The 21,250-nt window shown below is 62.6% G+C and carries 17 protein-coding genes; 10 read left to right on the top strand and 7 right to left on the bottom strand.

Going from position 1 to position 21,250, the window contains the following annotated elements:
• Positions 1-3: 3 nt before the first annotated feature.
• From FGL95_RS25205 to FGL95_RS25190, 4 genes are all read left to right on the top strand, one after another.
• Positions 4-1,788 (top strand): N-acetylglutaminylglutamine amidotransferase, encoded by a 1,785-nt coding sequence (locus FGL95_RS25205; RefSeq protein ID WP_169592447.1) that lies wholly within the window; start codon positions 4-6, stop codon positions 1,786-1,788.
• Between the two features lie 3 nt (positions 1,789-1,791).
• Entirely contained in the window at positions 1,792-3,639 is a 1,848-nt protein-coding gene (locus FGL95_RS25200) for an alpha/beta fold hydrolase (RefSeq protein WP_169592444.1), read from the top strand.
• Between the two features lie 62 nt (positions 3,640-3,701).
• Positions 3,702-4,850, top strand: a complete 1,149-nt coding sequence (locus FGL95_RS25195; RefSeq protein ID WP_169592442.1) for an amidohydrolase — start codon at positions 3,702-3,704, stop codon at positions 4,848-4,850.
• Between the two features lie 139 nt (positions 4,851-4,989).
• On the top strand, positions 4,990-5,145 hold the full coding sequence (locus FGL95_RS25190; RefSeq protein WP_240963301.1) for a DUF6131 family protein: 156 nt from the start codon (positions 4,990-4,992) through the stop codon (positions 5,143-5,145).
• A gap of 31 nt (positions 5,146-5,176) precedes the next feature.
• On the opposite strand, the gene FGL95_RS25185 is transcribed toward FGL95_RS25190, so the two are convergent.
• Positions 5,177-5,389 (bottom strand): hypothetical protein, encoded by a 213-nt coding sequence (locus tag FGL95_RS25185; protein WP_169592439.1) that lies wholly within the window; start codon positions 5,387-5,389, stop codon positions 5,177-5,179.
• 299 nt (positions 5,390-5,688) lie between these two features.
• Here FGL95_RS25185 and FGL95_RS25180 point away from each other — a divergent pair, with 299 nt between their 5' ends.
• Positions 5,689-6,384, top strand: coding sequence for a hypothetical protein (locus tag FGL95_RS25180; RefSeq protein WP_169592437.1), 696 nt, complete (start codon positions 5,689-5,691; stop codon positions 6,382-6,384).
• A gap of 280 nt (positions 6,385-6,664) precedes the next feature.
• Here FGL95_RS25180 and FGL95_RS25175 read toward each other — a convergent pair whose 3' ends face one another.
• Positions 6,665-8,125, bottom strand: a complete 1,461-nt coding sequence (locus FGL95_RS25175; protein WP_169592434.1) for a cellulase family glycosylhydrolase — start codon at positions 8,123-8,125, stop codon at positions 6,665-6,667.
• A 163-nt stretch (positions 8,126-8,288) separates the two neighbouring features.
• On the opposite strand from FGL95_RS25175, the gene FGL95_RS25170 reads away from it, so the two are divergent.
• On the top strand, positions 8,289-9,527 hold the full coding sequence (locus FGL95_RS25170; protein WP_169592431.1) for a threonine/serine exporter family protein: 1,239 nt from the start codon (positions 8,289-8,291) through the stop codon (positions 9,525-9,527).
• Between the two features lie 6 nt (positions 9,528-9,533).
• On the opposite strand, the gene FGL95_RS25165 is transcribed toward FGL95_RS25170, so the two are convergent.
• The gene (locus tag FGL95_RS25165) at positions 9,534-10,775 is read right to left on the bottom strand and encodes an amidohydrolase (protein ID WP_169592428.1); all 1,242 of its coding nucleotides are present in this window, start codon (positions 10,773-10,775) and stop codon (positions 9,534-9,536) included.
• A 206-nt stretch (positions 10,776-10,981) separates the two neighbouring features.
• Between FGL95_RS25165 and FGL95_RS25160 the strand changes: the two genes are divergently transcribed.
• From FGL95_RS25160 to FGL95_RS25150, 3 genes are all read left to right on the top strand, one after another.
• Positions 10,982-12,661, top strand: coding sequence for an amidohydrolase family protein (locus FGL95_RS25160; RefSeq protein ID WP_169592426.1), 1,680 nt, complete (start codon positions 10,982-10,984; stop codon positions 12,659-12,661).
• A gap of 42 nt (positions 12,662-12,703) precedes the next feature.
• Positions 12,704-14,473 (top strand): CocE/NonD family hydrolase, encoded by a 1,770-nt coding sequence (locus FGL95_RS25155; protein ID WP_169592423.1) that lies wholly within the window; start codon positions 12,704-12,706, stop codon positions 14,471-14,473.
• A gap of 208 nt (positions 14,474-14,681) precedes the next feature.
• Positions 14,682-15,608 carry a hypothetical protein gene (locus FGL95_RS25150; protein ID WP_169592420.1) on the top strand — a complete coding sequence of 309 codons (927 nt, stop codon included), beginning with the start codon at positions 14,682-14,684 and terminating at the stop codon, positions 15,606-15,608.
• A gap of 169 nt (positions 15,609-15,777) precedes the next feature.
• Here the strand turns inward: FGL95_RS25150 and FGL95_RS25145 are convergent, their stop codons facing one another.
• The 4 genes from FGL95_RS25145 to FGL95_RS25130 all read right to left on the bottom strand — a co-directional run bounded on the left by FGL95_RS25145 (position 15,778) and on the right by FGL95_RS25130 (position 19,849).
• Positions 15,778-16,101, bottom strand: coding sequence for a hypothetical protein (locus FGL95_RS25145; RefSeq protein WP_169592418.1), 324 nt, complete (start codon positions 16,099-16,101; stop codon positions 15,778-15,780).
• Between the two features lie 361 nt (positions 16,102-16,462).
• Positions 16,463-16,747 carry a hypothetical protein gene (locus FGL95_RS25140; protein WP_169592415.1) on the bottom strand — a complete coding sequence of 95 codons (285 nt, stop codon included), beginning with the start codon at positions 16,745-16,747 and terminating at the stop codon, positions 16,463-16,465.
• 425 nt (positions 16,748-17,172) lie between these two features.
• Complete coding sequence (locus FGL95_RS25135; protein WP_169592413.1) at positions 17,173-18,315, bottom strand: PrpF domain-containing protein; 1,143 nt, start codon at positions 18,313-18,315, stop codon at positions 17,173-17,175.
• A gap of 142 nt (positions 18,316-18,457) precedes the next feature.
• Positions 18,458-19,849, bottom strand: coding sequence for an SLC13 family permease (locus tag FGL95_RS25130; RefSeq protein WP_169592410.1), 1,392 nt, complete (start codon positions 19,847-19,849; stop codon positions 18,458-18,460).
• Positions 19,850-20,067: 218 nt separating this feature from the next.
• Here FGL95_RS25130 and FGL95_RS25125 point away from each other — a divergent pair, with 218 nt between their 5' ends.
• On the top strand, positions 20,068-21,009 hold the full coding sequence (locus tag FGL95_RS25125) for a LysR family transcriptional regulator (protein ID WP_169592408.1): 942 nt from the start codon (positions 20,068-20,070) through the stop codon (positions 21,007-21,009).
• Positions 21,010-21,250: the final 241 nt, after the last annotated feature.

Raw genomic sequence — 21,250 nt, 5'->3', positions numbered from 1 at the left:
CGCATGTGCGGAATCTGTGGCGAATTGCGCTGGGACGGCGGGGCAGCCGACGTTGCGGCGGTCGACAGGATGACCGGCGCAATGTCAACGCGCGGACCGGATTCGGCAGGAATCGTTGCCCACGGCCGGGTCGCTTTCGGGCATCGGCGACTGGCGATCATCGACCTGTCCAGTCGCGGCTGCCAGCCGATGGTCGACAGCGACCTCGGCCTCACTCTCGTATTCAACGGCTGCATCTACAACTACAAGGAGCTTCGAAAGGCCCTGGAAGGCTTCGGGTATCGCTTCTTTTCCAATGCAGACAGCGAAGTCGTCATCAAGGCGTTTCATCGCTGGGGATCCCGATGCGTGGAGCGTTTCAAGGGAATGTTCGCATTCGCCATAGCCGATCGCGATTCTGGTGTGGTGACGCTCGCTCGCGACCGACTCGGAATCAAACCGCTATATCTCGCCGAATCGGCGGGGCGACTGCGCTTCGCCTCGACCTTGCGTGCTTTGTTGGACGCGGGTGGTGTCGACACCGAAATCGATCGGCGAGCGCTGCATCACTACCTGAGCTTTCACTCCGTCGTACCCGCGCCGCTGACGATGTATCGCGGTATCCGCAAGCTGCCGCCGGCAACAGTGCGAGTGTTCCAAGCCGACGGCACCGCCACCGACACCGTGTATTGGACGCCGGACTTCAGCCGAAACCCCGCGCACGCCGCCTGGACCGCGGTGGACTGGCAAGAAGCGATGATGGACTCCCTTCGCACGGCCGTGTCGAGGCGGATGGTTGCCGACGTAGGGGTCGGTGTGCTGCTGTCCGGTGGCATCGACTCGAGCATTGTCGTTGCCCTGCTCGCCGAGCAGGGCCAGCGCGACCTCGCGACCTTCAGCATCGGGTTCGATTCTGCCAGCGGCGAATCCGGCGACGAGTATCCCTATTCGGATCTGGTTGCCAAGACTTTCGACACCGACCACCACCGTATCCATATCGAGTCCGAGCGTCTGCTGCCGGCAGTGCCGAAAACGATTGCGGCAATGAGCGAACCGATGGTCAGCCATGACTGTGTGGCGTTCTACCTGCTTTCCGAAGAGGTCAGCAAATCGGTCAAAGTCGTGCAGTCCGGTCAAGGCGCAGACGAAATCCTCGCCGGCTACGACTGGTACCCGCCACTGGCCAACGTCGCCCGAGAACAGACGACCGAGGCTTATGCGAAGGTCTTCTTCGACCGCACACATGCCGACGTGCTGGCCATACTGCAGCCGGAATACGCGCTCGATTACGACGCGAGCTGGGCGTTCGCCGCACAGCATCAGGCCGCTGCCGGCGCCGAGACTGCAGTCGATGCCGCGTTGCGACTCGACACCACGGTCATGCTCGTCGATGACCCGGTCAAACGGGTCGACACGATGACCATGGCGTGGGGTTTGGAAGCACGCGTGCCGTTTCTTGATCATGAATTCGTCGAACTTGTTGCGTCATGTCCGCCGGAACTGAAACTGGCATCCGGAGGTAAAGGCGTCCTGAAGGACGCGTCGCGTGGATTGCTGCCCTCCGAAGTAATCGATCGGACCAAGGGATACTTTCCTGTGCCCGGGATCCGTCACCTGCACGGGCCAGTACTCGACATGGTCTACGACGCACTCACCAACGAGAGTGCGCGAAACCGCGGACTCTATCGAGCTGACACCGTGACGGCGTTGTTGTCGGCTCCCAACGACACACGCACAACCCTTGGCGCTAACGAACTGTGGCAACTCGCGGTATTGGAAATGTGGCTCCAAAGTACGGAGGTGACCTGAGCGGTGGTCGAGGACCGCGCTACCTACGGCGCGTCGCTGTCACCCGATGCGACGGCATTTGCCCACATCGTCGACGACGGTGGGTATCCCCGTGCGGTCCAACGGTTTCTGCGAGGGTGGCGCGCAAGTTCGTCTCGAGACGTCGAACTCCCCGTCGACGGTCCGGTCACGCGGATCATTCATTCGGCCGACGGGCATTGGCTCGCTTGCCAAGTCGCACCAGGGGGTGGGAACCGGTCGCAGATCTGGGTCGTCACAACCGATCCCGACGACCGTGCTGCGCGCCGGATCGACCCCGCCGAGAACGGCACGGCTGAGCTGATCGGCTGGGACGGAACTCTCGTTGCCGTCACCGTCACCGGCGAAGACGGAGTCGGGCATTCCTGCCTCATCGACCCAGCAACCCGCGACACCACAGTGCTCGACCGTCGGTCCGGCGGACATCTCGTCGATGCCTGGGCCGGCTCGGCGTTGATCCGGATCGGACCCCGCGGCTATCGCGAACTCAACCTCCTTCGGGGCTCGACCGAAATAGGTCTATTGCCATGGGATCCCGGATCCACCACCGACGCTGGAGTCATCCTCGACGACCACGCCGTCCGGAGGATAAAGCACGCCGACGGCGGCAATACCTGGCGCTTCTACCGCCCCTCACGCTCATACGGATTCGGAAGTGCCGAAGGATATGTGCGTGCGATGGTTCGCAGCGACAACGGCTGCGAATATGCTCGACTGCTGGAGGTGACCGTGAGCCAGGACGGGGTCTCGTACCACGTCGTGGCCGAGCGCCCCGACTGCGATCTGGACGAGTTCGCCGTCAGCGACGACCTGAGCACCGTTGCACTGCTGTGGAATAGGCACGGCTACAGCGAATTACAAATTCTCGAATTAATCGACGAAACCCTGGAAGATCCGATTCCGCTACCGGGACTGGTAGCCAGCGAACTCAGCATCAGCGCAGGCGGCTCCATGATCGCGCTGACCGTCCAGGCTCCCGGACAGCCCCGAACGGTCGAATTGGTCGATCCCCGATCGCGCACCTGGGAGCCGATCGAACGGGCCCCGAACCGCTTCGCGGGATCGTCGCATCCATCGCTGGTCACCATCGAGGCGCGTGACGGCACCGTCTTGCATTCGTGGTTGTACGAACCCATCGACCGAACTGACCGTGCCGGGGCGCTGGTGTATCTGCACGGCGGCCCCGAAGGTCAGGAACGACCTGGATACAGCGAACTCTTCCCACCGCTGCTCGCCGCTGGCATCACGGTGCTCGCCCCGAACGTTCGCGGTTCGGGCGGATTCGGCAAGACCTTCGTCCACGCCGACGACAAAGAACGTCGATTTGCCGCCATCGACGACGTAGCCGATTGCGTGCAATTCTTGATCGACAACTCCTACGCCGACGCCCACCGAATCGGCTGCGCCGGTTGGTCTTACGGCGGATACCTCACCCTCGCCGCCCTGACATTCCATCCAAATCTGTTCGCCGCGGGCGTCAGTATTTGCGGAATGAGTGATCTCGAAAACTTCTACCACCACACCGAACCGTGGATCGCCGCCGCCGCATACCCCAAGTACGGCCATCCCATCCACGATCGGGCTCTGCTCGAACAGCTATCTCCCCTACGCAGGATCAGCTCACTGTCTGCGCCGTTGCTTGTCGTCCACGGTGCCCACGACACCAACGTCCCCGTCAACGAATCCGAACAACTCGTCGCAGCGGTCCGCGACCTCGGCGGAATCGTCGACTACATCATGTTCCCCGACGAAGGTCACCACATCGTGAAACCTTCCAATCGGGCGAAGCTGAGCGCAGCGGTCACCGACTGGCTCTCGGCCGCCTTCGAGTGAATCGAATTGCCACAGAACTGACACGTCGCCCGATAACGTGATCTTCGGGAGGTGCGGCGACGATGGACATCGACGACGACCAGGTGATCGACTGGCGGCGAGACCTGCACACTCACCCCGAGCTCGCCTTCGACGAACACCGAACGACGAAAACTGTCCGCACGCATCTCGAGCAGCTCGGCCTCACTCCCACCGTCTTGCCGCACGGCACCGGCCTCTGGTGCGACATCGGACCCGACGATGGTGCGCGCGTTGGCCTTCGAGCCGACCTGGACGCACTCCCCCTTACGGAGACGACCGGGCTTCCATTCGCGTCGACGAACCCCGGCGTGACACACGCGTGTGGCCACGACGCCCACGCGGCTATGTTGCTGGGAGCGGCGACCGTAATTGCCGGATCGGAACGGCCGCCGCCGGTCCGGCTGATATTTCAGCCCGCAGAGGAGACCATCCCAGGGGGCGCACTGAAGGTGATCGAAGCTGGTGGCTTGACAGGCGTATCGAAAATCTTTGCGTTGCATTGTGATCCACATCTAGAAGTCGGAAAGCTCGCGACTCGCGTCGGACCGATCACCTCGTCGAACGCCTCGGTCACGGTGCGACTGACCTCCTCAGGCGGCCACACTGCGCGCCCCCACCTGACCGGCGACCTCATCCATGCCACAGCGGTACTGATTACTGGCTTGGCGTCGGTGTTGGATCGTCGATTGGATGCCCGCACGGCGACGGTGCTGACCTGGGGCAAAGTCGCCGCCGGCAACGTAGGGAACTCAGTGCCCGAATCCGGTGAGCTCGTCGGCACCTTGCGCAGTGCGTCACACGAGACGTGGAAGACGCTGGAGTCACTTGTTCGAAATACCATCGAACAACTGCTCGCACCATACGACGTACCGCACGAGGTCATCTATCAGCAAGGCGTTCCACCGGTCACGAACAGCCCCGAATGCGCCGCCGAGCTGCGAACCGCGATCGAGTCGGTCGTCGGCGCCGGAAATTTAGTGGAGGCCCAACAATCCAGTGGCGGTGAGGATTTCGGCTGGTACCTCGAACATATCCCCGGCGCCATGGCACGCCTCGGAGTCTGGGACGGGACGAGCCCGGTTCAAGACCTACATCAACCGAACTTTCTACTCGACGAACGTTGTCTGGCCTACGGTGTTCGCACACTCGTCGCTCTCGCCGATGCTGGACGACATTCGAATGCCGTATAACCGCTCGTTGTCAGCCTGACTGTCGCCGGCCGGGCAGGACTTACCCGACGCGGCGACGGATGCGGTTTAGGGCATCTGAACTGGGGGAACCCTATCTGCAGTGCAGCCACCTTGGCTCGCACACAAGGAAGAGGTCGTCATGATCGTGCTCGGTATCGTTCTGCTGCTGGTCGGTTTCGTGGCCAAAATATCGATCTTGTGGACGATCGGAATCGTTCTCATCGTAGTTGGTTTGGTACTGGTTCTACTCGGCCGGACCGGTCGACCAGTAGGCGGGCGAGCCCACTACTTCTAAAAACCGCCCCGCTGCGCGGCGGGACCAAAACTCAGTCTCGGCCATCCGTGTGGCCTCCGGCGTCGACGGCGAGCGCGCGCAGCGTCTGCGACTCCGGGCGCCCCACGGAGTGCTCCATGACTTGCCCTGACGGGTCGGAATCGGTGGCCATTCGACGCATCTCGACCCAAAAAAGAACGACGATCATCAGCACGCCGAGCACAGCGAGGACAGGGATGGCTGCAACGAGCACAAATAGCTCCACGTCGCTGCCTCCTGATCAGTAGGTCGTCCCTTCGATTACATATCGGCTCCGCCACAACGGAAATAGACTGAGACCAACGCCACGGTGCTGTCGACAACCATCGAAGAGGCCGAGGAAATGAACGCGTCGCATCCTGTGGCCTCCTGCAGTAGGGCATGCGGTATTAGGACGCGGTGTCGCCGTCGTCTGCGTGCCAGCCAGCGAACCTTAGCGTCGAGCTAGTCAGCGAGGTTGCTCCGTTGGCGATCCCGCCGCCGAGCACATGGCCGCGGCTCGAGCGCGCGCGAGCTCGCTTTGTGATGGACACGCCATCGAATCAGCAGGTACGCCGCGATGCTGTCTGGTTGGTCACCGGCGGGGGCTTCGGTGGCGGCGCTATCGCCGTCTCCGTTGGCGGTGGTTCTGGTGGCGGCGCGATAGTCGTCGGGACAGTCGGCGGCGGATTGGGCGGCGGCGGATTGGTCGGCGGTGGTGGCATCGGCGGCGGCGCGATATATGTGTCGAACGTCGTCGTCGGTGTCGGTGGCGGCTCGATCACGGTGATCGGCACCGTCGTGGTCGTGGTGGTGGTCGTCGTCGTTGTCGTCTCCACGGAAGCTGGCGGTGGCTCGACAGAAGCTGGCGGTGGCTCGACGGGGACTTGTGGCGGGCTCCCGGGGGCTAGAGGTGCATCTACTGTCGTCAGTGGCGCGAGCGATGCATTCATTGGTGTCGGGATCGGGGCCGGCACAACGGTTCCGTTGGTCGATGTCGTCGCAGACGTCGCCGCTTGCGCAACCAAATCGCATTCTTCATCTGCTGCGACATCCTTCGAGTTCACCTCCTCGTTGCTAGAGCAGCCCGCGACGATACCGAGCAACGCGATCGCGCCAACAAGCGCGGGAACGCGGCGCCGACGACTCTTCCGCGGCCTCGGGCGTTCACGCAGCGGGCCCATCGCCAGGACCAGCAATAGGACGATGATGACAGTCCCAACAGCGCTCACGCGAGAATGAAAGCACGCCGACCGGCACTTCCGGTCACGATCGACAACAAGAGTGCATCTTCGATAACGGACGACTCGCCCCCGAATAGGCCCGGTCGATTAGCAATAAGGTGCACCTCCACCGAGGTGTCGTGAGCTACTTTCGTGCCGTGTCGAATTCGAAGGCGACTGCGCAGGTCGCCGTCATCTCCGGTCCCGGCGTGATCACCAACCCATGATCGGCAAGCGCAGGAAATGGCGCGCCTCATCGAACGGGTCCATGGGCAAAACAAACCCCAAAACGCCCAACATCATTGTGGTGCTATATGAATTGTGACTTCCGGGGCTCCGCCGTCGGCCACCACCCGCAATCGTGAGTCATTGGCTGCCGAGACCACGCGGCCGCCCTGGACGGTCGCTGCGTAGCCGGCTGAGTAGTTCCGAGCAGGGACGAAGACCACCGTTTCGAGGTCTTTGGTGAAATCTCCGCCACCTGCTCGAGAGTTGGCGTACACGAAGTCGAACACCCTCGCGTCGGGGTCGTAGCTCCATCGCAACGGCGTGCCGGCAACGGCTTGCGGATAGGGGCGGACCAGCGCATTCCAGATCGCGGTCTGCACGTTGTTGCCGGTCAACGGCTGTCCGGGGTCGAGCACGAGCCCCTGCTCCCGCGGGCTGGCGACGCCGACTCCGGGCGGGATGGGGAACGGCGCGTTGTTGGCGTAGGCCCAGTAGATCGGCGATGCCATCGCCCGGTCCGCGGCAGCCATCAGGTTGGTGACCAAGGATGCGTCGGTAGTGGCACCGAGTTCGGTCATCAGCAAAGCATCCGTGGTGCGCTCGGAGTGCGCGTCCGCGTTATGCAGCGGCTTATCGAGATCCTTGGTGTCGTAATCGTGGAACGAAAGCCCCACGAGCGGATCGTCGAGCGGGCCTACGCGCGTGTCTGCTCCGGCGTCGAACAGTACCCACGGCTCGTACCATACGAAGTGCGAACGATCCGCCATGCGGATGGCTTGCAACATCTTTCGCGAAAACGGGGTCAAGACGTTCGCATCCAACTCAGGGCAGGCCTGCTCGCATTGTTTCCACGGTGATCCCGGGAAGGGTTCGTTCATCAGCTCGTAGCCGAGCAGTCCAGGCGTATCGCGGAAGCGTTCGGCGATGTGCCTCCACGCCGCGGCGTAGCGGTCCTGCAACCCCACCCCGCCCGGCCCCGGCTTGTTGGCCCAAAAGTTGTCGTAGGCCCGCTGCAAGCCTGCGTTGGTTGCATAGTCCAGCGGGAAAGCCTTGAGCGGCTCGATTGGCAGATCGTCGGTCAGCGTCGCCCAGGCTGGTGCGCCGTCGCCGTTGAACGCCACCCCGTAGCCGTCCTGGTGCATGTCCAGCAGCGAGGTGATGCCCGCGGCGTGGAGCATGCTCACCGTGGCGGCGATGCTATCGAGGTAGGCGTCGTTGTACTGGCCGGCGGAAGGCTCGAGACCGGCCCACAGCACGCCGACACGAACCGCGTTGATACCCTCTCGCACCAGCAACGCAACATCGTCGTCGCCGAAGCCGACCCCGGCCGGGTCGTACGGCGGCAGCTTGTTCACCATGTTCACGCCGTGAAAGGTGACGACCCGACCGACATCGTCGGTGATCCAGCGGCCGGCGTGCCCGTAGGGTTGAGGCTGTGCGGAGTCTGATCCACACGCCGTTACGAAGAGCATTAGCAGGAGCGCCGCAAAAGTGGCGGCAAGCACCCGCAAATCCTGTCGCGTCGAGATCATGTGTCCGCTGTCTCCACTTGTCTCCACTGGGTTTGCGGCGCTTGCGTGTCGATTCAGGACGATCCTGTCAACGAGCCACGTACTCGCGCGGGAAATTCGACAAACTGGCCTTCCCGCCCCATTGCGCCAACGATCGGTGCATCCCGACACTTAAAGTGTCGCCATGGCGCACGTAGCCGAACCGCCTGACGATCGGGCGATCCAGGTCGCGTTTCTGGCCCGACTGGGATCCGCGATGCTTGGTGCCGACTATCCCGTTACCGTCGTGCGACGTGCGCTGATCCGAATCTCTGCCCAGTACGGCACCACGTGCCCGCTGCTGGTACTGCCGAATTTCATCCAGGTGGGCGATGGCGCTCAGACCAAGGTCGCGAACCGCGACCGTCCATTGCGTTATGACCAAACGTTTCCTGTGGGAGAGCTCGTCCATAAGGCCGAGCGGGGGCTGATCACGGCCGCGGACGGTATCGCCGAACTCGATCGCATCCGGGCGATGCCCAAGCGCTTCCCTGCCTGGGTCGGTGTGTCAGGGTGTGGCGTGCAGAGCGCCGCCTACGCGCTGATTCTGCAACCCACACCTGCGGCATTGATCGCAGCGACCGGCTTCGGGCTCCTCGTGGGCGTGCTCGAATTGATCACCGGCAACAATGACGGAGTGCGGCAACTGCTCCCTGTGTTGAGCGCGTTTGTCGTTACGTACTTGGCGTTCAGCCTCGGCCGATTGCTGCACATGGGGCACGAGAGCCTGCGTGTCTTAATTCCACCGCTGATCCTGTTCCTGCCGGGAGTGGCGATCACCTTGGCGGTGATCGAAGCTTCCACCGGGCAAATGGTTTCCGGTGCCGCGCGACTGATGACGGGACTCTTGAATCTGGCTCAACTCGCGCTAGGTATCGTGCTCGCGATCCAAGTGCTGGGTTTGTCCTCGTTCGAGCTGACCGACGCTGCTCGCAATACCTTCGGACCGTGGGCGCCGTGGCTCGGCGTCGCCGTCTATGCGGTAGGCATGGTGCTGTATCTAGGACCGCCACCGGGGTTCGCACCATGGCTGGTACTTGTCCTGTTCGTGACGTACGGGGCGCAGGTCGCAACGGCCGGGGCGGTCGGCGGATATGTCAGTGGATTCGGCGGGGGCCTCGTGCTGATGATCTGCGCGCTCGCGTTGGGCCGCCTTCCAATGACGCCGGCCACCCAAGTGGTGTTGGCGCCAGGATTCTGGCTGCTGGTCCCGAGCTCGGTAGGCTTGATCGGCATCGCCGAACTCGCAGGCGGGTCAGGTGGGGACGCCGTCACCGTGATGCTCGTGTCGATTATGTCGATCGCGCTCGGATTTCAGATCGGTATGGCGATCTGGAGCATATTTCCGCACCGTGAGAGTTGGGTCGAAGACAGCAGTTCCTGACCAGTATCAGGTGGTCGGTGAACCCAGCCAGGTCAAAGCGGCAACAGTCAGCGCTTCGACTCCCGTCGTGATGGTGGGTTCGATGACCGGGGCGAAATAAGCCGAATGATTGCTCGGCGGTGAGACGCCCAAGCTGACGTCGTCGGCAAAGACCTTTGGGTCCGTGCCACCCCAGAACCAGAAGACCAAAGGCACTTCGATGGCGTTGCCGAACTCAGCGACATCTTCGCTGCCGGACGCCGGTGGAATAGGCCGGACGCGATCCGCCCCGAAGTGTGCTTCGAAAGCGCCGATGGTCTTGACGGTGGCGGCTGGATCGTTCACCGTGACCGGGGCCTGAACGTACCAGTCGAACTCGGGGTCCTTCGGCGCGTTGCTCGCGAGCGCTTCGGCGCGAATGATCCGCTCGACCGCCGCCCGGACGGTATCGCGAACCTCGTGCGAGTATGTCCGGCAGCTGATGCCGAGTCGGGCGGACTCGGGGATGACGTTGGGCGCGTTACCGGCCTGGACGACGCCGACGGTAACGACAGCCTGCTCCCGTGACGCCACCTCGCGCGAGATGATCGCCTCGAGTCGCATCACTGTGGCCGCCGCCATCAGCACCGGATCGACCGACCGCTCAGGCATCGAGCCGTGAGCGCCGCGGCCGTGCAGGGTCACCCAGACGTAGTCCGCAGCCGCCATCACCGGCCCCGAGCCGTGCCCGATCATTCCAGAGGGCAGGGGCGCAACGTGTTGGCCGAGGATGATCGACGGCTTCGGAAAACGGTCGAAGATGCCGTCGGCGAGCATTGCCTTAGCGCCCTCGCAGGTCTCCTCCCCAGGCTGAAACACCCCCAGCACGGTTCCCGACCACTGCTCGCGTGCGTCCGAAAGCAGATGCAACGCACCGACCAGACAGGTGACGTGCATGTCATGCCCGCACGCATGCATCACCGGCACGGTGTTGCCGGACGGGTCGATTGCGGTTTTCGTACTCGCATAGGGCAGGCCGGTCTGCTCTGCGACCGGCAGCGCATCCATGTCCGCGCGTAACATAACGACAGGGCCAGGGCCGTTGTCGAGAACGGCGACTACCCCTGTGCCGCCGACGTTTTCGGTGATTTCACAGCCCGTACCTGCCAAAGCGGCAACTACCAGTCGCGCCGTCGCATGCTCCTGCATCGATAGCTCGGGGTCGCTGTGCACTTCCATGTACAACTCAGCAAGTCGCTGGGCCAAATCGGCCCCGAGTTCTGGCTTCATAGCAACGCACCTTACCTGTCGGACGTTGCCGATACGTGATTCATGTCACTTTTCTGCACCGCGTGAGCTACCCTCCTGCCATGTCGATTCGCACCTGATGGCGGCGGACCGCGGAGCGATGAGGTCGCGATTCACGTTGCGCTGAAACGATATTGGGAGTTCGCATCGTTGAGCGAACGGCAGTTCACGAAAGGTGGTGACCGGGAATGGCGCGTGATTCGTCGAACGACCACAGGAGCACCGAGAGGTGCGCCGACGTCATCTTCATCGGCGGGCCGGTCGTGACGGTAGCGCCGGGAGCGCCAGAGGCCGAAGCACTAGCGGTTACAGGCGGAAGGATCAGCGCGGTCGGATCGACGTCCGACGTGATGCAGTTGAAGCAGGCCCGCACGGAGGTGGTCGATCTGGAGGGGCGGGCAATATTGCCAGCCTTTGTCGAGGCACATGGTCATCCGTTCGAAATGGGCCTGTCGCTTGCGCCGCCAGCTGTCGACGTCCGCCCGTTCATCGTGCCGACGGCCGCGCGAGTCTGGCAGAAAATCAGCGATGCGGCAAAGGCGACGCCGAAGGGCACGGAGATACTGGCGAATGGCATCGACCCTCTGTTGCAGACGGATCTGCAGCTACCCACCCGATCACAGTTGGATGTACTGGTACCCGACAATCCCATCGTCATCGTTTCGAACAGCGGGCATGCCGCGTATGCCAATACCGCGGCGTTCGAGCTGGCAGGCATCACCAAGGACACGCCGAAGCCGACGGGAGCGCAGTTTGTGCACGGTGCCGACGGCGAGCTGACCGGGGAGGTGCTCGAGCAGGCTGCAATCATGAGGTTGACCGTGCCCTTTCTGAAAGTTGTTGCCGCGCACGCACACACCAATGTTCGATGGGCCTACGATCAGCTGGCTCAGGCCGGCATCGCCACCGCCAGCGAGCACGCATACGAGGCTGGCCCGCAGCACGCGTTGTTGACAAAGCTCGCGCAGGAACCGGACTGCCCGTTGCGAATCCGGGCCTATGAGATCGGTACGCCGGAGCTGGCGAATGATCCTGCAAACGCGGCAAGCAAGCGGCCCGGAGCGGACGAGTTGTTCGCCAAGATCGGGATGAAGCTGTGGGCCGACGGCTCACCCTGGCAAGGCAATATCTTTACGACGTTCCCGTATCTCACCGACGCGACGACGGCCCGGATGGGCCTGGGCCCGCACCATCACGGTGGCATGAACTACACGCCGGAGCAGGTCAGCGAACTGGCGTCGGCGTTCGTCGAGCAGGGCTGGCAGCTGTCGTGTCACGTGCACGGCGACGCAGCAGTCGACGTCGTCCTCGACGCCTACGAAAAGGCAGATGCGTCCCCAGCCCTGCGGTCGCGGGTCGAGCACGTCGGCGCGATGCGGCCGGACCAGTTCGAACGAGCGGCGAAACTAGGCGTCACGCCAAGCTTTTTCATGGAGCACGTCTATTACTGGGGCGACGTGCTGATCGACGAGCTGTTCGGACCTGACCATGGCGCACAATGGATGTCGGCTCAGTCGGCCTTGGACGCTGGCCTGCGCATCTCCTTTCACAATGACGGCACCGTCACGCCGCCGAACCCGATCGGAAACATCGCCACCGCAGTGACTCGAGTCGCCAAAGGCAGCGGCCGCGTGCTAGCCCCGGAGCAGCGCATTGGCATCGACGCGGCCATCAAGGCGGCGACGATCGACGCTGCGTGGCAACTGCATCTCGACTCGGATATCGGCAGCTTGGAAACCGGCAAGTCTGCCGATCTTGTTGTGCTCTCGGCCAATCCGCGAACCACTCCCCCGGAGAAACTGCGCGACCTACAGGTCGAGGCAACCTTCCTCATGGGACGACAGACATACGGGGAGAAGCTCGTCTAGTTCCCGGTAGTTTTCGCTCGAACAAGCCCAGAGGAGGCGTGAATGCGGACGATCGCCATCGTTTGCGTCGGCGTGCTGTCTGCCGCATTCGCCGTTGCCGGACCCGCCACCGCCGATCCACCCAGTTTCACGAGCCAGGTCCTGTCCCTGTCGGTTCACGTCGGTCCCGGCGGTGCTACCCAGTGCACAGTCGAGGGTGAGCTGTTCGTACCGAGCGGCGTGGGCCCCGACAACCGAGCGCCTGCGCTGTTGACTACCAACGGATTCGGCGGTTCGTACCACGACCAAGTCGGCGCTGCGCAGATGTTCGCCAGAAATGGCTACGTCACGCTTGCATATTCCGGCCTCGGGTTCGGTGGATCCGAATGCAAGATCTCGCTCGACGATCCGCTGTACGACGGCGCCGCAGCCGCACAACTGGTGAGCTTTCTCGGGGGACAAAGTGGCATCGCGTTCACCGACACCGCTCTGAAAAGTCCGCTACCAGCTCTCGACATGGTTCGCATCGACCCCGTGGACCATAACGGGGTGCCGGCTCAATATGACCCGCGGGTCGGGATGTTCGGCGGATCCTACGGCGGCGGAATACAGTTGTCCGCTGCCTCGATCGACGCGCGTATCGACACGATCATCCCGATGATCACGTGGAACGACCTCAGCTATTCACTAGCCCCGAACGGAACCTCTACCACCGTCGGAGTCAGCTCAGCAGTCTCGGGGGCCGCCAAGTTCCTGTTCGCATCGCTGCTGTTCGTCGACGGTGTCGACAACCCCGGCGTTACGGGATACCTCGGCGACCCCGCACGAGGGGCGGAATGCCCGAATTACGTGGCCTTCATGTGCGGAGCAATCGCCCAAGCCCTGATGACGGGTGAACTCGACCCTGACAACACCGTCCGCTTGCGACATGCGTCGACGGCGACGTTTTCCGAACGAATCAACATCCCTGTCCTGCTGGCCCAGGGGCAGCAAGACACCCTCTTCACCCTCAACGAGGCGGCTGCGACGTACGAAGCACTGCAGGCGCGAGGCGTCGAGGTGAAAATGATCTGGCACTCGTGGGGGCATAGCCACTTCGCCCCCGCACCTGGCGAGTTCAGCGTCAAGGGCCCGCTGGATCCTACGACGCAATACGAGTCAGGCCGCATGCTGGACTGGTTCGACCACTACCTGAAAGACAGCGGGGTCGACACCGGCCCACCGTTCGCATATTTCCGAAACTGGGTGCCGTACACAGGAAATGCTGCACCCGCGTACGCGTCGAGCAGCAGCTTTCCGGTCGGTAACAACCGCGCATTCGAGTTATCCGGCGATGGACGACTGGTCGACGACGCCGCGACTGCTGTGCCCGGTGCACGCACGTTTGTCACCGGGCCGTTGGGTTTGCCGACCGGAATCGAACCGCTGAACATCGAACCGAGCGGCAACATTCCAACCGCCCAGATTCCTGGCACCGAGGCCAGCTGGACCACAGCACCCATGACGGTGCCGATGGACGTAGTCGGCATTCCCAAGGTCACATTACGAGTGCAATCACCAGGCGCCCCAGTTATTTTCGCCAAGCTATACGACGTCGCACCCGACGGGAAAGCAACCTTGATCAATGGGCTCATAACTCCGGTTCGGATTCCCGATCCGGCAGCGCCAGTCCCGATCACACTGGCAGGCATCGTGCACAGTTTCGATGTGGGCCACTCGTTGCGGCTCGCCCTCACCGGCGGCGATATCAGCTTCCGAGGCGGGCTCACGCCGGTGCCGGTGACTATTTTCGCGGAGGGGTCGGAGCCACTGACCCTCCCAGTCGTCGGCTAGTTCCGCGATCGCTATTGCAGGGCTCGCACTGTGAATGCGGGTGACTATCGCCGACCACGATCGAGCCCCGTATGGAATGTCATTCGTCTGGCCGTGATCTTCGAGATCTCGGCCCCTTGCGCGAAGAATATGCCACAATTCGTAGCGATTTCATCGAGTTCATCGAACCTGTTGGCTGTGTCCCCGCCCCAAACCGTAGGACTTGATTGTGAACCGTCGCATCCTCGCCGCTGCCTTCGCATTCCTGGTCACATTGCTGATGGCTGCCTGCTCCGGCTCCGACAGCTCCTCCGCCGCGTCTTCGACGACGCAGTCGACAGCGACAAAAACTACAGCACCGGCTGCGACGGAAACGACGGACGAATTCGGCAATCCGGTACCTGCGGGAGATCTGTGCCGATTCCTCACGGAAGCCGACTTCCAGTCTCTAGCAAGCAGTTTCGATGGCGGGTTGACCGGGCTCACGGACGGCAAACCCTGGAACATCGGCGGTCATCCCGGCTGCGATTACAGCCTCGCGACAATCGCGTTCGGCGTCGAGGCGTCTTCTGCGTATGAATTGATCGCGGGGCTGGGGTCGGAGGCTCACTATCGAGCAGACACCGGAGAACTTCTCGTCCGGAAAGACAATTACTGGTTCGACATGAATTGTCACGCGTGCAAACACGACCAAACGAAGGCGACACTGGTTCAGCTGGCAACCACCGTCGTCGGCCATGTCCAATCGAACTCATCGCCATCGCCGGCGACCACAACACCTTCTAACGCCGGCACCACGACAACGGCGCCCGCCGCCGACTCATCGTTGTACATCGACGGTCAATCATTCGGCACCGGCGCCGCCACATGCGCGCAAACAACGTCGACCGTCACACTGACCGGCACCACACACGGGAACGTTGACGTTCTCACGGTCTATCGCCAAGACGGAGGCGTCACGATCACCGTTACCGCAGGCGAATACACCGTTATTCACATCGATCCGGCGGCAACGACAACCAATGACGATGGCATTGCCGACGTCCGGAAAGACGCTACGCGAACCTCGATCTCGGGAGCCGGACGTGAGCCTGGGCGAACCGGGCGCACCGGCATCCCGTTCGAGCTCGTGATCGCCTGCCCGGCATCACGATAACCCGCGGCAGCAAAGCACTGGCCCGCCCGGCGGTTCGCGGACCCGCGGCAGGATTCGTTCGTCGAGGGCATCGATCGATCGCTCGACCAACTCGAAGGTAGAGCGAACAGTGTGTGGATTCTGGTCAGTCGCTTCCTGAAGGAGGTGGATAGGCCGCTCGTGCCTGGATTTACCGCTCGAGCAGTCCGTTATTCCATTTGACGGAGGTGGCGTTCGAAACGTCGGGACAATCGATGCGTACGTTGTAGTCCCCGTCTGGTGCACCGGCGAAATCGATGGTCACGGAGTTGGCCCCGAAGTTCGACGACAAGGATCTCGACAGGTGCGTCGGTCCTTCAGCGACCATGTAGCAGACCCCCGAGGGGGGATTGACGCCGGTGACCACCGCCCGCAACAAACTTCCGTCCGTGCTGAACGAAGCGTAGCCCGCTGCTTCAGCCGTGGCCGGCAAAAAGAGCGGCAGCGCTGCGACCGCGGCTACACCGATGATCACCCGGAGATTGGTACGCAGGGTGCCGACATGACGTGAGCGCCGGCCAGCAACTGCGTGGAGGATCCGTCGTCGCATGTTCGTACTTCTCCTGCGTTGTTCTGGGTGTCTGCCTCTGGTATCTCGGTCTCGCGGAGGTGCGTTAACCTCGTGCTTTCATGTGGCCGAGCGAATTCTGGAATCGCGGATTTTCGAAGAATCGATCAGCTTCTTGTGCCAGGGAAACAACGTCAATCGCCCACCTCTCCCGACAAGAACCGAGGACATCGTCGACCGCGCAGATAAGAAAGTCTGAATTCAGACCCGCTCGATGCGGCTGAACGGCAGGCGTCTCCGGCCGATCCGACAACGGGCGGCCTCGCAGTTAGGAGCTCACGCCAGGCTTGAACTTCCGTGCGACGTAGAACTCTCGGCCGACAGCCGTCGACTTCGCGCTCGCTTGCTTGAAGACCTCGCTACCGAACCACCGCAGAGCTCGATCAAGTTCTTCCACATGGGTCTGAACAAGGACCGCGCGGGGGTCGTCGATATCACGGTAGATAGGCCCATCGATCATCCCATACTCGCGTCGGCGCTCGGCGTTGCTTCGGTGGACCTCCAACCAGGTGTCGAAGTCATCAACGTCGACGCGAGCGATCAACTCAGTCACGCCGATACCTCCGATCCTTAAAACAAATCATCATGAAGGATGACTTACAGCTCGGTAATTGCGGTGCAGTGAAAGCGTATCCGGCGCAACGAAATGTCGCGATGGCGAAATTCGCAGATGCGATGCTTCACGGTCTTCACACGGCGGTTCGTAGCTACCGGTGCGGGCTTTTGACGATTCCGTCGAATATCACGGCGAGTAGGGGTCAGGTCTCGATCATGGACCCGTACCACCGGCTGCTCCTCGGTCATCGCCCGGCATGCGCGGCGAGCACGACACTCCACTCTCATAGGGTGGCGAACCGGCACCCTCTGGCGTAACTATCGCCATGAGCATGCGCGCGGCCGTACAGTCGGCGCAGCCGGATCCGGACTCGTCGGCTGCCTCATCTGCGCGGGCGCGTGTGTCGCGAGAGTGCCGTGCGGCTACGCCGACGCCAGCAGCTCTCGAACAGGCGGAGCGATGAAGAGTTCCGCAGACGCGATGCGGCGCGCGGCGCGGTGCAAGGTGATTCCACCGATCTGCCCGTCCGCCATCATGGTGATGTCGACGGGGACCACGCCGGCCGCGGTACCGATACGCAGCGTGTTCTTCTTTTTCCGAGCTGAGGCCGCGTTGAAGACCACCGAGTCGGCGACCGTTGCTGCGGCTGCTACTGCGACTGCGGCGGTCAGTCCGATGGCGGGGTGAGGGGCCATCATGGAGATCATTCGGACCGTGATGTCGTAGTCAGCCGCGGAAACCACGGCGCCGGCGGTGGTGACGTAATCTTCTGGGCTACCGACGATTCCGATCTTGGGTATCGCGTGCGAGACCGGATCACCGGGGCCGCACAGGCCCATTCGGAGCGCGGCGAGTCGGCGCAGCGATACCAGCGCGGGCAAGACCGTGGAGATTTGCTCCAGCGAGTCGGTCGGCACGATACCGAGATCGGTGTCGCGGGCATCGATCAGCACGGCAGGGGCGCCGGCCGAGATCAGCGTCGCCGGGTAGCTGGACGCTCCGAGGATGAGGTGGTCGATCGGGTTGCCGGTGGGCAACAGCGTCCGGTCTCGGCTCACGGGGGCGTTGAAGGTCAGATCCACCGGAACACCGGGCGCGGCGGCTCCGGGGACGATGGCGTCGCCGTCGAAGGGGACGTGGCCGCCCGGGGTTGCGATCTCGGCGGTCAGGACGGCCCCGGTGTTTTCGTTGCGCATCCGCACCCTGGTCGAGTCCGGGTGTGCGGTGACAAGTCCGGCCTGGATGGCGTAGAGGCCGATGGCGGTGGCGCAGTTGCCGCAGTTGCTGCCCCATTCGACTGAGCGATCGGCAATTGCCACCTGCGCGAAGAGGTAGTCGATGTCGACGTCGTCATGCACCGAGCGACGAACGATCGCGGCCTTCGAGGTGGTCGAGCTGCCGCCACCGATGCCGTCGAGCTGCCTGGGATCGCCCGAGCCGAAGGCTGCAGCGAGGATAGTGTCCAGACTGCCGACGGTGCCGATCAGCGGATCGATGTCGACGGCGTTGAAAAGCCAGCATTTGCTGGTACCGCCGCGCATCCAGGTTCCTCGGATGGTGAACATGTGTGTGCACCTCTCTTGCCTGACCGGGATCGTCCGGGAGGCGTTTGGTTCGTCGCTTATTCAAGGGTGCCGCGGCAGCGGCTGTAGGACAATTACGAATTGCTGCGAGTGACCGTCGCTGTGCTTAACGCTTCCGCGGCGATCAACCTGCGAGTGAGGGCACCAGGACCATCACGGTCCAGCACAGGGCCGGCGCGAGCGCCACAACGATGCCGGCGTTGATGATCAGTTGCCGGTAGAAAGCGCGACGCTCGATGCCTTGGGCGTTGGCGAGAACGAGAGCACCGTTGGTCGAGAACGGCGAGACGTCGACCACGGTGGCTGAGATGGCCAGGGCGGCGACGACTCCGACTACCGGCAGAGCGCTGGTTTCCAGCAGCGGAAGTGCGAGCGGAATGATCGCAGCGAGAAGGGCTGTGGAGGAAGCGAAGGCGGAGGTGACACCGATGACGTAGCAGAGAACCAAGGCCACCAGGAGCGGCGCGCCGATGGTGATTGCCAGGTGAGCGAGGTGATCGATGGTGCCGATCTCTTCGAGAACGGAGATGTAGGTGACCATTCCGGCGACAAGCAGGACGGTGGACCAGCTGATACCGGCGATGGCGTCGTTCTGACCTTTGAGGTCGGTGAAGGCCAGGAGCGCACCGGCGGCGATCGCGATGAAGCTGATGGGCAAGTGGAAGACCAACACCAGCACCAGCAGAGCGCCTATCAGCACCAATGTCAGTTTTTGCACTGCTGTCACGATCGTTGTCGGGGATTGGACCTCAACCACCTCGGTGCGCGGGCGGGTGAGCAGCGTCGTCGACGAGCCCGAACCACCCGCACCGCCGTGGTAGCTGCTTGGCGTGTGCAGCGGCCTGCTGAAGGGTTGGCCGTCCGTGGCCGCAGCCAGCGCCGATCCGGTCGCGGTGTACTCGAGGTTGCGCATGCGGGCCAGCAGTGAGTAGCCGAGGACGGTCAGGATCGAAAGCAGCAAATTGATGCCGTAGCTGGCGAAGAACAGCATCCACGGATTGATCGAGAGCCCATTCTTTTCTACAAGGTCATGGACAAGTACCCCAGACACCGATATCGGCGAGAACGCGCCGGCATGCGCGCCGTTGATCGTCATGATGCCCATCACCAGCGGACTCATCCGCGCCTTGGCCGCGAACGACATCGCCGCCGGGGAAATGAGCGCGACTGCAGCCGGGCTGAACGTGCCCAGTGCGGTGAGGATCGACGCGGAGAAGAAGAACACCCACGGCACGACGGTCACGCGACCGTGAACTGCGCGAATACACGCGTTCACCAGAAGGTCGATCGTCCCGTTCTTCTTGGCCATGCCGAAGAAGTAGGTGACTCCGATGATCGTCAGCACGATCGAGCTCGGGAACGACGCCAAGATCTCTTTGTCGTCGTATCCCAGCACCAGTGCACCGACCGCAAACGCACCGATGAATCCGAGGATTCCGATGTTGATCGGCACGATGCTGGCGATGACGAACATCGCGACCAGGGCTATCAAGGGGAGAATTTCTACCATGCTCATGGTGGCAGTCCTTGCCTTTCGAAGTGATGCGAGATGTCGCCCAGCTTGTGGACTTCATCTCCGGGGTCACGTCGGCCGGAAGGGCCGTTGTGGATCACGCCCACGTCGTCCGATCAACGTTATGCCGATCACACTATGGCCCGCATCACTTCAGAACAATCACGATTTGCTAGCCTGACGTTTAGGTGCACTTAACGCAGAATCGAGGCTCGCGACGAATGACAACACCTACCTTCGATGTCGTCACACTGTTCGTGCTGCTCGATATCGCTGAGGCCGGATCGCTGACCGCCGGGGCCGACCGAGCGAACATGACGGCCTCTGCGGCCTCCCAGCGGATCACCAAACTCGAGCAATCGATCAAGCAGCCCGTGCTCGTCCGCTTGCCCCGTGGTGTGGAACTCACCGAAGCCGGCCAGGTGCTCGTTGCGCGAGCACGATTGTTCCGACGGGAAATGCGTGCTGCCCGTGGCGATCTCGATGCCCTCCGAGGCCTTCACCAAGGGACTGTGCGGTTGGGTTCCTTCCCGACCGCCAGCGCGTCGATCCTGTCGGACGCGCTGAAGGAGTATCACCTGCGGTGGCCCGACATCGACGTTCGCGTCCGTTCTGCGACGCGGCCACAGTTGTTGGAAATGCTTCACTCGAGCGAAATCGAGATGGCGATCCTGTGGAGCTATTCCTGGACCGAAGAGACCGAGCGCTCACTCACTCTGGAACCTCTGATGCAAGACCCGACCATGCTCCTCATCCCCGCCGACCGGGACATCGGCACTGACGGAGCATGGCTCAGCGCATTGCGATCGCAACGGTGGATCATCCGCAGCGCCGATCACCCTGCGGCCGAAGTGCTGTATCGGAGTTGCCGCGCTGCTGGTTTCGATCCTGACGTGGTCTATGAAGGCCACGACTACCAGGAAATTCAGGCCATGGTCGCTGCCGGCGTCGGAGTAGCCATGGTGCCACGGCTGTCCATCGCTCAACATCGCCCGGATGTACGCGCAGTCGCATTCAACAAAGCCGACGACGTCCCGACTCGGTCGATTTACATTGCGACTCTCACCCGCCGCGCCTACACCCCCGCCATGCGCGCAGTGGCCCGAGCTCTGCACACCGCAGTACCAACACCGGAGAACGCCATGCCGACCCACGACGCATAAGTACTCCGGTCAAGAGTCCAGAATGGCGCTGCCGAAACTGTCCTCACCAAGTCGAACTAATTCGACTGTCCCGCCGAGAACGGAGTGTGTTGGCCCGTTCCAGTTGACCCAGCACCATTTCCGCGCGCCAGTTTCGGAGCGCTAGCAGAAGTGTCCGTGGTCATAGCGGTTTCGTGCGCTCTGCTCACGTTGCCGCGGCGTTCAGCAGCGGCACACTGTCGATTGCCACGACATGGACCGG

Origin of the sequence: Antrihabitans stalactiti, assembly GCF_012932915.1 — a bacterium.
Taxonomy (GTDB): domain Bacteria; phylum Actinomycetota; class Actinomycetes; order Mycobacteriales; family Mycobacteriaceae; genus Antrihabitans; species Antrihabitans stalactiti.
This window is presented reverse-complemented; position numbering and strand designations above follow the sequence as displayed.

Bases quoted from the DNA above. Each gene is read 5' to 3' on its own strand.
- FGL95_RS25205 (WP_169592447.1), top strand. From the start codon at position 4: ATGTGCGGAATCTGTGGCGAATTGCGCTGGGACGGCGGGGCAGCCGAC.
- FGL95_RS25195 (WP_169592442.1), top strand. From the start codon at position 3,702: ATGGACATCGACGACGACCAGGTGATCGACTGGCGGCGAGACCTGCAC.
- FGL95_RS25190 (WP_240963301.1), top strand. From the start codon at position 4,990: ATGATCGTGCTCGGTATCGTTCTGCTGCTGGTCGGTTTCGTGGCCAAA.
- FGL95_RS25180 (WP_169592437.1), top strand. From the start codon at position 5,689: ATGGACACGCCATCGAATCAGCAGGTACGCCGCGATGCTGTCTGGTTG.
- FGL95_RS25175 (WP_169592434.1), bottom strand. From the start codon at position 8,125: ATGATCTCGACGCGACAGGATTTGCGGGTGCTTGCCGCCACTTTTGCG.
- FGL95_RS25170 (WP_169592431.1), top strand. From the start codon at position 8,289: ATGGCGCACGTAGCCGAACCGCCTGACGATCGGGCGATCCAGGTCGCG.
- FGL95_RS25165 (WP_169592428.1), bottom strand. From the start codon at position 10,775: ATGAAGCCAGAACTCGGGGCCGATTTGGCCCAGCGACTTGCTGAGTTG.
- FGL95_RS25160 (WP_169592426.1), top strand. From the start codon at position 10,982: ATGGCGCGTGATTCGTCGAACGACCACAGGAGCACCGAGAGGTGCGCC.
- FGL95_RS25155 (WP_169592423.1), top strand. From the start codon at position 12,704: ATGCGGACGATCGCCATCGTTTGCGTCGGCGTGCTGTCTGCCGCATTC.
- FGL95_RS25135 (WP_169592413.1), bottom strand. From the start codon at position 18,315: ATGTTCACCATCCGAGGAACCTGGATGCGCGGCGGTACCAGCAAATGC.
- FGL95_RS25130 (WP_169592410.1), bottom strand. From the start codon at position 19,849: ATGAGCATGGTAGAAATTCTCCCCTTGATAGCCCTGGTCGCGATGTTC.
- FGL95_RS25125 (WP_169592408.1), top strand. From the start codon at position 20,068: ATGACAACACCTACCTTCGATGTCGTCACACTGTTCGTGCTGCTCGAT.